This window comes from Arthrobacter sp. 05N33_2 (assembly GCF_056397425.1).
On sequence record NZ_JBFTNJ010000004.1, the window covers coordinates 75,996 to 91,288 of the forward strand.

The window sequence follows — 15,293 nt, forward strand, 5'->3', positions numbered from 1 at the left end:
CCTCTCCACGGTAGGGCCGTCGTCACGGCCGGCGGCCGAGCCCCGGTTGAACGTCAGGCGAAGTTTGAGCGGCGCTTGTGCTGGCGGCGGCGAAGTTCCGGGGTCCCGGCCGGCTCGGTAAGATGGATCAGATGACCACCTGCCGAAAGTAGCGCGCACATGCCATCCCATCCGGACGAGAGTGCGGCACTGGCAATACAGACTCCCGCGATCAACGACCGCTCCCTCGCGGCCGGGCTCGCCTACGCCATGGGGAGCCGCGTTTCCGGGATCTCCTTCGACGCCGCCACAGGCCTGCTGCTGGGCAAGGTGCGGGGCGGTTCCGACGTGCCCTATTCCACGACGGCGAAGCTGGTCCGGAAGGCAGGCGGCTGGAGCTGCACGGTGGGCGTCTGCAGCTGCCCGGTCCGCAAGGACTGCAAGCACGTGGCGGCCCTGCTCTTCGCGGCCGAAGACAACCCCGCCACCAGGATGCAGCTGCTGGCCCCCGCCGAGGGCACGCGGCTGTCCCGCCAAAGCGCGCCACCGGAAATGGCCGACTGGGAGCAGGCCCTTAGCCCCCTGATCGCCCACCCGGGGATCACGCCGTCCGCCAACGGCACCCCGCTGGCGCTCCAGTTTGACGTCGAGGAACCCGCCCCGCACTTTTCCTACACGGGCCGCCGCGACCCGCTCCGCAGCGTCCGCCAGCTCAAGGCACGCCCCGTCATCATGGGCGCCAAGGGCAAGTGGATCCGCGGCGACGTCTCCTGGAGCACACTGAGCTACCTGAACTACCGGCGCGAATGCAACGAGGCGCACGTCGAGTGGATGCAGGAATTCCTCGCCTCGCACACCGCTGTGGCAAACCGCCAGCACTCCGGCACCGGACTGTGGCTGGGACTGAACACCTATGCCGGCAAGAACCTGTGGAGCCTGCTGTCCCAGGCCCAGAAAATCGGCGTCGCCCTGGTGCACAGCCGCGGCACGGAGCCGGTGCGGCTGGTCGAGCAGCCTGCCGCCGTCGGGCTGAACCTGGCGCGCATCGGCACCGGCGGGGACGACGGTGGTCTGGAGCTCGCGCCGACCATCACGGTCGAAGGTGAGGTGATGGATCCGGCGTCGGTCGGGACCATCGGCCGCCCGGCGCACGGAATCTTCCTGGCGTCCGGCGGCGGCGCCCTGCCCGGTACCGCCCCCGCCGACCCCGTCATCACCCTCGCCCCGCTGGAAAGCGGTCTCAGCGAGGAACTGCTGACCTTCGTCACGGGCGGGACCACCCTGCACATCCCCGCACGGGACGAAAGCCGCTTCCTGACCGGGTTTTACCCCAAGCTCAAGCAAACCGCCCGGGTTACCGCCTCCGACGAGTCGGTGGAACTGCCCACGCTCGCCGTCCCCACCCTGTCCCTGCTGGCCAATTACGGGGCCGACCACCGGGTCCGGCTGCATTGGGAATGGCACTACACGTCCGGAAACCTCGTCACGGCGCAGCCGCTGTGGCGGCACCCGGGCGATCACGGCTACCGGGACGACCCGGCCGAGGCTCGCATCCTCGAGGCGGTCGGGCAGCCCTGGGACGTCGTGCCGGCCCTGGGCGAATCCGCGACCGGCGGCTGGGGCACGCCGCGCCTGGCTGCAACGGCAGAGCTGGCCGGACTGGACACCCTCGCCTTCACCGAGGACGTGCTCCCCCGGCTCCGCGACCTCCCCGACGTCTCCGTGGATACCTCCGGCGAGATTGCGGACTATCGCGAAGCCGACGAGGCCCCGGTGGTGGCGATCTCCACAAAGGCGACGGACAGCCGCGACTGGTTCGATCTGGGCATCGTCATCACCCTGGAGGGCCAGCCGGTTTCCTTCGCGGCACTGTTTTCCGCCCTCGCCGCCGGCCAGACCCGCATGCTGCTCCCCAGCGGGGCGTACTTCGCGCTGGATCTGCCGGAGCTGCACCAGCTGCGGGCCCTGATCGACGAGGCCCGCTCCCTGCAGGACAACCCCGGCGACAAGGACGCCCCGTTGCAGATCAGCCGCTTCCAGGCCGGGCTGTGGGACGAGCTCGCACACCTGGGCATCGTGGATGAACAGGCCGCGGCGTGGCGCGAGTCCGTGGGCGGTCTGCTTGAAGGCGGCATCAAGGGCCTTCCGCTGCCCGGGTCGCTGAACGCCGAGCTGCGCCCGTACCAGCTGGAGGGCTTCAACTGGCTGAGCTTCCTGTACCGCCACGGCCTCGGCGGCGTGCTGGCCGACGACATGGGCCTGGGCAAGACCGTCCAGGCCCTCGCACTGATCTGCGCCGCAAAAGACGCCGCCGCAGGCGATGAAGCCGGGTCCGGGGCCGCCCCGTTCCTCGTCGTCGCCCCCACTTCCGTGGTGGGCAACTGGGAGGCGGAAACGGCACGGTTCGCGCCCGGGCTCAGCGTGCGCGCCATCGGCGAAACCTTCGCCAAGAGCGGCTCGCACCCGGCCGAGGCGATGGCCGGAGCGGACATCATCATCACCTCCTACGCCCTGTTCCGGATCGACTACGAGGCCTACGCCTCCCAGACCTGGGCCGGGCTGGTCCTGGACGAGGCGCAGTTCGTCAAGAACCACCAGTCCAAGGCCTACCAGTGCGCCCGCAAATTGCCCGCCGCCTTCAAACTCGCCATCACCGGCACGCCGCTGGAGAACAACCTGATGGAGTTCTGGGCACTGACCTCGATCGTGGCTCCCGGGCTCTTTTCCAGCCCCAAACGGTTCGCCGAGTATTACCAGAAGCCGGTGGAGAAGAACGGTGACAAGGGGCAGCTGGACAAGCTCCGGCGGCGTGTCCGGCCGCTCATGATGCGGCGCACCAAGGAACAGGTCATCAGTGACCTGCCGCCCAAGCAGGAACAGATCCTGGAAGTCGTGCTGAACCCGCGGCACCAGAAGGTCTACCAGACCCACCTGCAGCGGGAGCGCCAGAAGATCCTGGGCCTGATTGAGGACGTCAACAAGAACAGGTTCACCATCTTCCAGTCGCTGACCCTGCTCCGGCAGCTGAGCCTGGATCCCTCGCTGATCGATCCCTCCCTGTCCGGGGTGCGTTCCAGCAAGCTCGATGTCCTGTTCGAGCAGCTCGCGGACCTGGTGGCCGAAGGGCACCGGGCCCTGATCTTCAGCCAGTTCACCGGTTTCCTGGGCAAGGTCCGGGAGCGCCTGGTCGAGGAGAACATCGAGTTCTGCTACCTCGACGGCGGCACACGCAACCGCACCGACGTCGTGAACGAGTTCAAGAACGGCGCCGCACCGGTATTCCTCATCAGCCTCAAGGCCGGCGGCTTCGGCCTGAACCTCACCGAGGCCGATTACGTGTTCCTGCTGGACCCGTGGTGGAACCCGGCATCGGAGGCCCAGGCCGTGGACCGGACCCACCGGATCGGCCAGGCCCGGAACGTCATGGTCTACCGGCTGGTCGCCAAGGACACGATCGAGGAGAAGGTCATGGCGCTCAAGGCGAAAAAATCCCAGCTCTTCGCCGACGTCATGGAAGGCGACGCACTCACCGGCGGCGCCCTGACGGCGGAGGACCTGGCGGGGCTGTTCAACGACTGACGCTGACCAACCCGGAAGCAGCGCTTCAGCTGCGCTTCAACCAAGATACGGCCGACCGGGGTCCGCCCGCAGCCGGGCCAGCAGCGTCGCGGCGATTAGCGCCGTCGTCATTTCCAGCGCGATGACTGCCAGCAGCGCCCCGGAGCCCGACGGCGCCGCACCGGCGCCGCCGGCCCCTGCGGCCGCTGCGGCGGTTCCATGGTGACTGTGGCCCGTGCCGCCGGCTCCCGTGCCGAGGAGCAGGACCGCGTGCACCGCAGTCATGGCCAGCGCCGCGGCCATCACCTGGCGAAGGGCCCTGAGCCTGCCGTGGCGCCAGATGTGCACGGCGCACGGCAGGCACACTGCCACCATGGCGAGCATGAGCACGTTCAGCCAGGTCCCATGCTGGTTCCCGGCGGCCAGCCACAGATGCGCGAGGCACGACGCCGCGGTCACGGCGGCGCAGATCCGGGAATGGAAGACGACGCCGGCGGGGCCGGCCCGGCGGCCCAAGCTGGCTGCGACACTCACGGCGTCGGCCTAGCTGTGGCAGTGTGCGCCGGCGTCGCCATCGCCATGGCAGCCAGAGGACTGTTGAGCGTTGGCCGGCACGTCCAGCACGGGGCTGCGGTCGAAGAAGCCCTCGGGCCGGAGCTTGAAGCCGACCGTGTCCACCGGCATGATGGGCCAGTCCTCCGGACGCGGGAAGTGGGTCAGGCCGAAGGTGTGCCACACCACGATGTCCTGGCCGTCGATGTCGCGGTCCTGGGCAATGTAGGCCGGCAGGCCTGCTCCCCCGGCGTGCTGGTTGACGAAGTCGCCCGTGGGGTACCGCTCCTCCTCCGCGAACCGCGTGACCCACAGGTCCTTCGTGGCAAAGGCGGCGCGCCGGGCGATGGAGGACTCCGGGTCTGCCAGGAGAGTGGGCTGGCCCTGGGCATGCAGCTTGTAGCCCACGGGATCGCCCAAGCGGTTGCGTGATTCCGGGTTGGAAATGATCCAGGTCCGGCCGCTGCGCGCGTCGGCTTCCCGGACGGCTTCCGACTCGCGCGCCAGGACAGTCCGCTTCCGGGAGAACGCGTTGCCGCGTTCGTTGCCCTCGCCCATTCCCTGGCGGACCACGTCCTCTTCTTCGACCCGGTTGGTGAGGCCGTCGACCGCCATGTCCAGCCGCGCGCTGAACAGGTGCTGGTGGTACGGGGCGCCCAGGCCCGGAGCCAGCTGGGAGATGTTGGCCGAGCCGCCTTCCGGGTAGGCGGAGGTGAAAACCACGCCGGTGGCCTTGGCCTCGAACTCGATGGTGCCGTCGAGGTAGAGGTACCAGTAGAAGCCATAGTCGTAGTTGCCGATGGTGGTGAAGAACGAGATCACCAGGCGGCGGTTGCGGCGGGTGTAGTTGATGCCCGTCCAGAGGTCGCTGTGCTTGGCCAGGATCCCCCAGTCTTCCTCGTGCATGCAGATGCCGTTGCGGATCTCGCGGGGGTTGCCGAAGGCGTCGCTGATGACGGGGCTGAGGTAGGTGATCTCGCCGAGGCAGTCGCAGCCCAGTTCCAGGGAGTTGGCGTACTGGCCCACGAGGTATTCGCCGGTGTCGAAGTAGTTCTGCCACGACCGGATCGGCGACGGGTCCCCGTACGGGACCACCATTTCGGCGATCGATGCGCGGTTGATGATGGGCCGCAGGCGGTCGCCGTCCTGGAAGGCAAGGTTGTGCAGCACCACCCCCTCGCGGACATCGAAGCCGACGTCGAGGCTCCATTTTTCCCATTCGACGTGGTTGCCGCCGGTGACCGTGAAGCTGGGCCCGTCCGGCTGCGTGATGTTGATGGGCTTCTGCGTGGTGCGCAGCGGGCCGGTGAGCTCCGGATCGGTGTAGTTGCCGTGCTCCGCGGGAATCGGGACGGCGCCGGTGTCCAGCACCTGCGTCACTTCCTGGCTCACGACGTCGACATAGGCCACGAGCCCGTCCACCGGGTGCGCCCAGGCGCTGTCCTCGGGGAAGTCCTGCACGAAGGCCAGGCCACGCAGGATCCGCCGGCCCCTTTCCTCCGGGTACTCGAAGACGCCGGCGGACAGCGGGGCAACGCGGACCTTGCTGACGTCCAGACCGCGGCTGGCGAGGGCCTTGAGCCAGCGCTCGTCCGTGGCCAGGAGCTGTTCGACGACTTCGAATTCCTCCTCGAGCACCGGGAGCTCGCCGGTTGCCGCCGTGTCCAGCTCGACGGCGGTAACCACCGTGCCGCTGGAGACCGAAACGGTCACATCGGCCGGCCTTCCCCCTGCGGCATCGTGCAGGAAGACCCGGAACCGGCGGTCCTCACTTTCGGCCGGGGCGTTCCGGGCGGGGTCCAGCAGACCGAGGTACGCGATGCGCCGGGTCCCGCCCAGCAGTCCCGCGGCACGCAGGATGCCCTGGACCGCGGTGATTTCGGCGCCCGTGGCCAGGCTGTAGGGGCTGTAAGGGGTGCGGGTGTCAGTTTGTGCGGTCATCATGACGGCCTTCGTTCGGTGACCCTGGCGGGTCAGAACTTTATTTTCTATAGTTGTAGAGAATACGGAAATGTAAGCTGTGCCACAAGAGTCCGACGCAAAATATTTGGGGAGCTGTCCGGTGCCAAAGATTGTCGACCACGACCAGCGGCGGCTTGAACTCGTCGACGCCACGTGGCGGATCATCGCCCGGCTCGGGATCGAAAGTGCCACCATGCGGGAAATTGCCCTCGAGGCAGGTTTCGCGAACGGCGCCCTCAAGCCCTACTTCCCTACCAAGGATGACCTGCTGACCTTCGCGTTCGGGCACGTCTTCAACCGCACCAACGAGCGCATCGCTGAAGTCACCGCCGGGCAGACCGGGCTGGCGGCCCTGCGGTCGTTTTGCGTCGAGGTGCTGCCGCTGGATGAGGAGCGGATCAACGAGGCCCGGATTGTCATCCCGTTCTGGCAGAAGGCCATCAATGACCCCGGCAAGGCCCGGATCCACCGGGATTCGATGGAGCAGTGGCTTGCGGCGATGCGGCGGTACCTTGCCGAGGCGCGGCAGGCCGGCGCCGTCACCACCGCCGTCGACGACGCCGCCCTGGCCGGGCAGCTGCTCAACCTCCTTCTCGGCGCGCAGATTACGGCGGCACTCACCCCGGAAGGCCAGGTGGAACTCGGGCTGAACGAGCAGCTGGAGGGCTTCCTGACCCTGCTGGCCTGCTAGGCCCCAGGCAATCTTTATTCGCCGAGCGTCGAAAAAAGATGACATCGGCGGGCCGCGCCGCTACCCTGAAAGGACTGTGTCCCATGACACATTCCAAGAATTATGACGGCGTCAGGATCTTCGATGACTGCAGTTGCAACCCGCCCAGTGGCCAGCCCCGCCGGACAGGATGTCCTCACCAGCACAGCAGAATCTTTCGACCACTGGAGGCACCTGGTCGCGGAGTCCTTCGTTCCCCTGGCCGCCTCGAGCGCCGATGCGGACAACTTCCGCGGCCGCATGCGGGCCCGCAGGCTGGACCGTGTGGCACTCGTCGAGGTCTCCTCCTCGAGCCATGAGGTCCACCGCACGCCGGCGCTGATTGCGCAGTCCAACCAGCGCTATTTCAAGCTCAATCTCCAGCTGCAGGGTACCGGACTCCTGATCCAGGACAACCGCGAGGCAGTCCTGCATCCGGGGGATCTCTCCATCTATGACACCAGCCGCCCGTACACGCTTGCCTTCGAGGGCGACGCCCGGCTCATGGTGTTGATGTTTCCCTGGGACGCGCTGTCCCTGCCGCCGGACTGCATCGCGCAGCTTTCGGCGCTGCGGATGGCCGCCGACGGGGGCCTCGCCGCGATCGTCGGCCCCTTCATCGCCCATCTCGCGGAGAACCTGGAGGCGCTGAGCGGCCCCAGCGGATCGCGGCTGGCCACCAACGCCCTTGATCTCGTCTCCACGATGCTGCATTCGGAACTGGACATGTCCCCCGACCGTATGAGGCCCCAGGCCCTGTTGGCGGCATCCGTCCGCGAGTACATCGATGCCCACCTGGCCGATCCAATGCTGTCACCGGCGTCCATCGCGGCGGCTCATTTCATCTCCACCCGGCACCTGCACAACGTCTTCCATGAATCCGGGACCACCGTGGCGAGCTGGATCCGGACCCAGCGGCTGGAGGGGGCGCGCCGCGAACTGCGCGATCCGCTCCTGGCCGGAATGCCGGTCGGAGCCGTGGCCGCGCGCTGGGGCTTCCTGGATGCGGCCCATTTCAGCCGCTCCTTCCGTGATGCCTTCGGTGAGTCCCCCAGCGACTGGCGGCGCGGCGCCTGAGCCTGGCCTTCACCCCCTGCCGAGAGCACCTGCCGTCGTCAGCACCGGCGCCAACGTCAGTTCGTGATCAGATCCGCGTGGTGAACTGCGGCGACGTTCGGGTGGGCCCGGAGCCGGTAGCGAAGAGCGTTGTCTCCGTAGGTTTCCAGGATCGGGCTGTTGGTCGGGTCAACGGACAGTCCGCGGGCCTTGGACTGAAACTCCGGGCTCACCGCAAGCTTCGGCATGGTCGCGTCCAGCGCAGGGTTGTAGAAGAACGGCAGAGAGATCCTGTCAGTGCCGCGCAGGGGCGAGATCACGCGGTGCAGAGTCGCCTTTAGATAGCCATTTGTGGCCAGTTCGAGCATCTCGCCGATGTTGACCACGAATGTTCCGGGCACCTGAGGTGCGTCGATCCACTTCCCCTGATACTCGACCTGGAGTCCGCCCTTTCCGGGTTCGACCAGAAGGAGCGTCAGGACGCCGCCGTCGCGGTGGGACCCGACCCCCTGCTTGGGCTCCGGATTGGACTCCCCCGGATAACGTACAACCTTAAGCAGGGGAAAAGCCCGTGCGGCAAAAGCCGCGTCGAAGGTGTCCTCGGGCGCTCCCAGGGACACGGCAAGCGCCCGCAGGAGAGCGAGGGAAATGGCGCTCAGCCGCTCGGTCCACTCGGAGACAATCGCCCGCATTTCGGGCAGTGCATCCGGCCATAGGTTGGCCCCCTCCAGGCGCCAGTAGTCAGCGACGCCGGCACCCGGCTCCACAGCGTCACGCTCGACGCCGATATCGATCTGCTCGCGCCAGTCCACCGCCCCGTCCGTGAGTTCGCCGCCGACGCGGGTGTAGCCGCGGAACTGCGGGCTGTGGACGTTTTCGACGGAGAGCTTCTGTTCCTCGGACAGTTCGAAGAAGCGGCGTGCGACGTCGAGCATGTCGTCAACGAGCTTCTGCGGGATGCCATGGCCCGCCAGATAAAGGAACCCGACTTCATGCATGGCGTTACGCAGCTCGTCCCGAAACTGGGAGGCCTCCTCAGGCCCTGCATTCAATCGGGAGAAGTCCAGGACGGGCAATGATTCGAGTGACAATGCGGACTAGTCCTTTACAGCGAACTTGGCAAGCCGAAGCCTCTATTAGTTTCAATGTTACGGACGGAGCGACAGCGATGAGGATAAACGTGTCGAAATAAGACATCCGGAGCAGGACGGCGCCCTGGGCAGGGCCCGCCGTCAGGCAGTGACCCCTGCGCGCGCGGCCCTGCGCTCCACGGCAATTTCCACCAGCACACCGGCCGTAAACACAAGGGGTACGGTCAGCAGCAGGCCCACGGCCGTTTCGGCACTGCCGCCGATCAGAGCGGTGAAGTTGATGATGACGAGGGACAGGACCCAGCCAAGCAGCAGGGTGGCGAGCACCGGTGCCACCGCGGTCTGCCAGAGCTGGCCGGACACCCTTTCCCGCCGGAAGTAGGCGACGACGGCCAGCGAGCAGAGCATGTACAGCACAAGGAGCGCGGCCACGGCCAGCCCGCTGAACCAGGAAAAGAGGGTGAGGACAGGATCCAGGGACAGCACCGCGAACGGCGCCACGAGCAGGAAGGCGACCACGGTCTGGATCCGCGCAGCGACGGCGGGCGCCCTGTGCCGGTTGGTCCGGGCCACTCCGCGGGGCATCGACCCGCGCAGGGCCAGCGAATGGAGGTAGCGGTTGATGCCGTTGTGGAAGGCGATGATGCCGGCCAGCAGGGAGGTCACGAGCAGCATGCCGGTGACCGTTCCGGCCCACGGCCCGAACAGCTCCACCATCGGCGTCAGCACGAACGCGGTGGAATCGCCCGATTCGAGGGCCGCGCCCGCGGCGTCGATGACATGCGAGGGTCCGTAGTAGCTGACCAGCATCCAAGAAATGAAGGAGAAGAAGACCGCGATGACGACTACCGAAAGGTACGTGGCCCGGGCGACGGTGCGGTGGGCGTCCTTGGCCTCGGCAGAGTAGATGGCCGTTGATTCGAAGCCGAACATGGAGGCGACGGCGAACATGATGGCAACGCCCGGGGCGCCTGCGCCGATCGCCGCGGGAGAGAAGGACGCCGCCAGGCTGATCCCCTCCGGCCCGCCGCCCCGCAACAGCACGGTGAAGCCGAACATGAGCAGGATGGCGACCTCCAGGCCCACCAGCACCGCCAGGACCCGCGCCCCGAGTTCGATGTTGAGGGAGCCCAGCACCTGCACGCCCGCCATGGTGATGGCGGCTAGAAGCCACCAAGGGACCACGATCCCGGCAGATCCGAGGAGGCCCGAGAACGCCGCGCCGTACAGCCCATACATCGCGGCCTGGACCGTGCTGTACGCGAGGAGCGCGAGCCACGCCGCTCCCGCGCCAACCTTCCGTCCGAAGGCGGCGGTGACATAGGCGTAGAAGGCGCCGTTGGCCTGGATCTTCCGGCTCATGGCCACGAAGCCGACCGCGAAGATCACGATGACGATGCCCACCACCAGATACGCGCCGGGCGCGCCGGCGCCGTTGCCGAGCGCTGCGGCCAGGGGTGATGCCCCGACGATTCCGGTCAACGGCGCCTGGGCTGACAAAACAAAGAAGAGAATGCCCATGACGCCGACGCTGCCGGCACGCAGCGCGGTGGAGTGCTCCGTGCGGGGGCTGGATTCTGCGGTCCGGGAATCTGAATTTGAAATACTCATCGGATCCTTCTTAACGGTCATGAGTCTGGGAGATGGGGTGCGTTGCACCGTGAAATCCAGCATGGCAGGTGGCGCCCGTCACGCTTTTGTCGATTAGCGACCGGTTGTTGTTCCTGAGCGTAGTCAGCACCAGGCCCTGCGCCGGCCGCACGGCGGGCCGGACGCCCTCGGGTCCGCAGCCTCAGGAATAGCTTTCGGTGTTCCGTTCGCTCCCGCACAACAGCTCTTCGCGGATAGACAAGCCCCTCGGCCCCTCGCCGGAGCACGCTTGAAACAGCACTCTTAGGCCGCACCGGCCGCGTTCTCTGACCTACTCGATGTGGAGTACCCCCATGGAAACCTACGACGCCCTACTCGCCTCGATCACCCCGGTGGCCGGGGAAACCCGCACGATCTTTGACCCGGCCACCGGACAGCCGGTCGGCGAAGCACCCGTCCACACCGTTCAGGACCTCGAAGCCGCCATCGCCGCCGCAGCCGCCGCGCAGCCGGCCTGGGCTGCGCTGGGCCACGACGCCCGGTCCGCCGCGCTGCTCAGGGCCGCCGACGCCGTCGAACGCTCCGCCGAGGAACTCGCCCGCCTGCTCTCCCGCGAGCAGGGCAAACCGCTGAACGGCCCGAACGCCCGCTTTGAGGTCGGCGCCTGCGCCGCCTGGCTCCGCGTCGCCGCCGGCACGCCCTTGGACCCCGAAACCGTGGTGGACGACGGCGAAACCCGCGCCGAACTGCACTACCGGCCCATCGGCGTCGTCGGCGCGATCGGCCCCTGGAACTGGCCCATGATGATCACCGTCTGGCAGCTCGCCCCAGCCCTGCGCATGGGCAACGCCGTCGTCATCAAGCCGTCCGAATACACCCCGCTGTCCGTTCTTGCCCTCGTCGAAATCCTCAACCAGGAACTCCCCGAAGGCCTCCTCACGGCGGTCTCCGGCGGCCGCGACGTCGGCGAGGCCCTGGCCGGACACCCCGCGGTCGGCAAGATCATGTTCACCGGCTCCACCGCCACCGGCAAGGCCATCATCAAATCCTCCGCCGACACCGTCAAGCGCCTCACCCTGGAGCTCGGCGGCAACGACGCCGGCATCGTCCTGCCCGACGCCGACCCCAAGGCGATCGCCGAGGGCCTGTTCTGGGGCGCCTTCATCAACACCGGCCAGACCTGCGCGGCGCTCAAGCGCCTCTACGTCCACGACGCCATTTACGACGCCGTCTGCGAGGAACTCGCCAGCGTGGCCCGTGCCATGCCCATGGGCAACGGACTCGACGAGGCCAACGTCCTGGGCCCGCTGCAGAACCGCCAGCAGTTCGACATCGTCGCCAGGCTCGTCGAGGCAGCCCGCGACTCCGGCGCCAGGATCCTGCTCGGCGGCAACCCGGAGAACGACCAGCCCGGGAACTTCTACCCCACCACCCTCGTCGCGGACATCGCCAACAGCAACCCGCTGGTCGCCGAGGAGCAGTTCGGCCCCGCCCTGCCGATCATCCGCTACGGCACCGTGGACGAGGCCATCGCCATGGCCAACGCCGTCGACGTCGGACTCGGCGCCTCGGTCTGGTCCTCCGACCCCGCCGAAGCCCGCAAGGTGGCGGCCCGGCTCGAGGCCGGCACCGTCTGGATCAACAAGCACGGGGCCGTGGACCCCCGCATCCCGTTCGGTGGCGCGAAACAGTCCGGCTACGGACTCGAATTCGGTGTCGAAGGCCTCAAGGCCCTCGGGGTTCCGCAGGTCATCAACGGCTGACGCTGCGCTTAGCAGGGGCCATCAGCGCAGCGCCTGCGGCACGGGTTCGTGCCGCAGGTAGCTGCGCCGGAACCGGCCGCTGCCGGCGGTCAGGGCCCGCAACTCCACCGCGTACCGCAACAGTTCCTGGTCCGGCACCTCGGCGCTGATCTCGGTGCCGTCGGCGCCGGCGGAGGTGGTTCCGGTCAGGCGTGCCCGCCGGGAGGACAAGTCGCTCATCACGGCGCCCACGTGGTCCTCCGAAACGCTGATGGTCACGGACGAGACCGGCTCCAGGAACTGGATGCGGGTTGCCCCGGCCGCCTCCCGGAGGGCCAGCGCCCCGGCCGCCTGGAAGGCAGCATCGGAGGAATCCACGCTGTGCGTCTTGCCGCCGATCAGCGTTACCTTGATATCCACTACCGGGAACCCGGCCGAGACGCCTTTCTGCATCTGGGCCCGGACGCCCTTTTCCACCGAGGTAATGAACGGCCCGGGAATCACGCCGCCAACGGTCTTGTCGACAAACTCGAACCCGCCGCCGCGGTCAAGCGGTTCCACCTCGATGTCGCACACCGCGTACTGGCCGTGGCCGCCGGATTGTTTGACATAGCGCCCGTGCCCGGCGGCCGGCGCGGCAAACGTCTCCCGCAGCGGCGTGATGACCGGGACGCTCTGCAGGTTCACCCCTTGGTCCCGCAGCCTGCCCAGGACGACGTCGGCGTGCGCCTCGCCCATGCACCACAGGATCAGCTGGTGGGTTTCGGAGTTGCGTTCCACCCGCAGCGTCGGGTCCCCGGCAGTGACCTTCCCCAGGTTCCTGGCCAGGGCGTCCTCGTCGCCGTGCGTGGCGGCTTCGATGGCGACCGGCATGAGCGGGTCCGGCATGTCCCAGGCGGCCACCAGCAGCGGCAGCTCCTTGGCCGAAATCGTGTCGCCGGTCTCGGCGGTGCCCAGCTTGGTCAGCGCGCAGATATCCCCCGCGACGCAGAACGGCACTGGCCGCAGTCCTGATCCCAGGGGCGAGTACAGGTGGGTGACCCGCTCGTCGCTGTCGTGGTCCTCGTGGCCGCGGTCGGCCATTCCGCGGCCGCCCACATGGATGGCGGCGTCTTCCCGCACCACGCCGGAGAAAACGCGCACCAGGCAGACGCGGCCAAGGAACGGGTCGATCGTCGTACGGACCACTTCCCCGAGCAGCGGACCGTCGGGGTCGCAGCCGAGCGCGCCGGCGGGCACCCCGTCGAGGTCGGTCGCTGCGGGGACGCCGCGCTCCGCCGGCGTCGGAAACGCACGCACCAGGACCTCGAGCAGTTCCGCCAGGCCGAGCCCGGACTCCGCCGACGCCGGCAGCACCGGGTGGAAGGACCCGCGGGCCACGGCCGTCTCCAGATCGGTGATCAGGACGTCGGGGGCGATTTCCTCGCCTCCGAGATAGCGGTCCATGAGCGTCTCGTCTTCGCTCTCGGCAATGATCCCTTCGATCAGCGCGCCCCGTGCGGACTCCGCGGCGGCGAGTTCGACGCCGGTCGCGGCCCGGGTGGCCGGCGCCGGTTCCGCATCACTGTAGTCGGAGACCGTGCCGGTCAGCAGTCCCAGCAGCCCCGTGACGGGACCGTCCGCGGGGACCGGCAGGTAGAGCGGGAGGATGGAGTCGCCGAATGCCAGGCGGCAGCGGGCGATGGCGGCGTCGAAGTCCGCACGCGGATGGTCCAGGCGGCTGATGACCACGGCCCGCGGCATCCCGAGCCGCTGGCACTCGCTCCAAAGCGCCGTGGTCGCTGCGTCGAAATAGTCGGTGGCCGAGACGACGAACAGCACCGCATCCGCCGCCCGGAGCCCTGCCCTCAGCTCGCCGATGAAATCCGTATAGCCCGGAGTGTCCAGCAGGTTGACCTTGATGTCCCCCACCATCACCGGCACCACCGCGAGCGCCACGGAGCGCTGCTGCGCGATGGCGGAAGGATCCGAGTCGCTCACCGTAGTGCCCTCGGCGATCGAGCCCTTGCGGGTGATGGCTCCGGTGGCGGCAAGCAGTGCCTCGGTGAGCATCGTTTTTCCGGAACCGGAATGCCCCACGAGTGCCACATTGCGGACCTTGTCCGGCTGTTCCGGCGGCGCGACGCCGTTGGCGTCTGCCCGCCGGAGGTCAGACGTACCCCGGACCGGTCCTCTTGACGGCGTCTTGGCGCCTTTCGACGGCATGAGAACCTCCCGGCGTCGCATCCACTCGTGCCCTGCAGGGCCTTGTGTTAAGGATTGGACACCCTGGGACGCCCGGACAGCAAGGTCTTTTTCAGGCCGTAGTTTTTCAGGCCGTGGCCGGAGCAACCAGGGACCCGGAGGCTGCCCGGTTCCGGAGCCAACGGCCCAGGGCCTTGCCTTTGCCCGTCCACCAGCTGTCCTCGTCGCTGCCATGGTGCCACCTGAAGATCACGGCGACCATGACGAACACTCCAGCGGCGACCTCGGGCCAAGAGCCGGAGGCGGCATCGAGGAGCACGCTGAACGCCATGACCACGATGGAAGGCAGTGCAAGTGTCCGGAACCACGTGTTGGCGACGAACCGGCTGCGGGATCGCGGCACGGAGACCGCGCGGACGAAGTCGAAGCACAGGCAGACGACCACCAGGGCCTGCCCCAGGGACATCAGGATGTGCCCCGGCAGGGAACCGGCAAACAGGACGGCCGCCTGGAGCCCCGGGCTCACGGCGTGCCCGTCAACGCAACTGGCCGCAGCCGGGACCCGCCCCGAAGGGGCGAATCAAACCTGGGCGAATCACACCTGGACGGATCAAACTCGGTTGAATCATGCATGCGATGCCCCCCGGCGTCTACGCTGCTCCTGCGCTGGCTCCGCGCCCGGGCTTCCCGTAGGAGCTGTAGGCGTGTCATGCCAGCCTTTTCTGACACTCCAATTCAACGCGCGGAATGGGCATGAAGTCACGCAAATCAGGTACCCGACTATCGGATGGTCGGGTACCTGATTGCGTTCCGGTGTACTCGGTTTGCTCCTGCCGCTACTTGCCCCGGCATTGCGACGTAACTGAAAAA

General features: G+C 67.8%; 10 protein-coding genes. 4 read left to right on the top strand and 6 right to left on the bottom strand.

The window, feature by feature from the left end; all coding sequences use genetic code 11:
- The first annotated feature begins 159 nt into the window (after window positions 1-159).
- Window positions 160-3,558, top strand: coding sequence for a DEAD/DEAH box helicase (locus AC1DHX_RS04750; RefSeq protein ID WP_476860225.1), 3,399 nt, complete (start codon window positions 160-162; stop codon window positions 3,556-3,558).
- 36 nt (window positions 3,559-3,594) lie between these two features.
- Here the strand turns inward: AC1DHX_RS04750 and AC1DHX_RS04755 are convergent, their stop codons facing one another.
- Entirely contained in the window at window positions 3,595-4,071 is a 477-nt protein-coding gene (locus tag AC1DHX_RS04755) for a hypothetical protein (RefSeq protein ID WP_476860226.1), read from the bottom strand.
- Window positions 4,072-4,080: 9 nt separating this feature from the next.
- Entirely contained in the window at window positions 4,081-6,033 is a 1,953-nt protein-coding gene (locus AC1DHX_RS04760; protein ID WP_476860227.1) for a primary-amine oxidase, read from the bottom strand.
- Between the two features lie 118 nt (window positions 6,034-6,151).
- Between AC1DHX_RS04760 and AC1DHX_RS04765 the strand changes: the two genes are divergently transcribed.
- Together AC1DHX_RS04765 and AC1DHX_RS04770 are read left to right on the top strand one after the other, a co-directional pair.
- Entirely contained in the window at window positions 6,152-6,742 is a 591-nt protein-coding gene (locus AC1DHX_RS04765) for a TetR/AcrR family transcriptional regulator (protein WP_476860228.1), read from the top strand.
- Between the two features lie 123 nt (window positions 6,743-6,865).
- Window positions 6,866-7,837, top strand: coding sequence for an AraC-like ligand-binding domain-containing protein (locus AC1DHX_RS04770; RefSeq protein WP_476860229.1), 972 nt, complete (start codon window positions 6,866-6,868; stop codon window positions 7,835-7,837).
- A gap of 56 nt (window positions 7,838-7,893) precedes the next feature.
- Here AC1DHX_RS04770 and AC1DHX_RS04775 read toward each other — a convergent pair whose 3' ends face one another.
- Both AC1DHX_RS04775 and AC1DHX_RS04780 read right to left on the bottom strand, forming a co-directional pair.
- A complete protein-coding gene (locus AC1DHX_RS04775) occupies window positions 7,894-8,907 on the bottom strand; it encodes an isopenicillin N synthase family dioxygenase (protein WP_230009156.1) in 1,014 nt (337 codons plus the stop codon).
- Window positions 8,908-9,048: 141 nt separating this feature from the next.
- Entirely contained in the window at window positions 9,049-10,518 is a 1,470-nt protein-coding gene (locus AC1DHX_RS04780) for an APC family permease (protein WP_476860230.1), read from the bottom strand.
- 332 nt (window positions 10,519-10,850) lie between these two features.
- On the opposite strand from AC1DHX_RS04780, the gene AC1DHX_RS04785 reads away from it, so the two are divergent.
- On the top strand, window positions 10,851-12,260 hold the full coding sequence (locus tag AC1DHX_RS04785) for an aldehyde dehydrogenase family protein (protein WP_476857024.1): 1,410 nt from the start codon (window positions 10,851-10,853) through the stop codon (window positions 12,258-12,260).
- A gap of 21 nt (window positions 12,261-12,281) precedes the next feature.
- On the opposite strand, the gene AC1DHX_RS04790 is transcribed toward AC1DHX_RS04785, so the two are convergent.
- Both AC1DHX_RS04790 and AC1DHX_RS04795 read right to left on the bottom strand, forming a co-directional pair.
- Window positions 12,282-14,444: an elongation factor G-like protein EF-G2 gene (locus AC1DHX_RS04790; RefSeq protein WP_476860231.1), complete on the bottom strand. Its 2,163-nt coding sequence runs from the start codon at window positions 14,442-14,444 to the stop codon at window positions 12,282-12,284.
- Between the two features lie 106 nt (window positions 14,445-14,550).
- A complete protein-coding gene (locus AC1DHX_RS04795; protein ID WP_476850742.1) occupies window positions 14,551-14,949 on the bottom strand; it encodes a hypothetical protein in 399 nt (132 codons plus the stop codon).
- Window positions 14,950-15,293 lie beyond the last annotated feature (344 nt).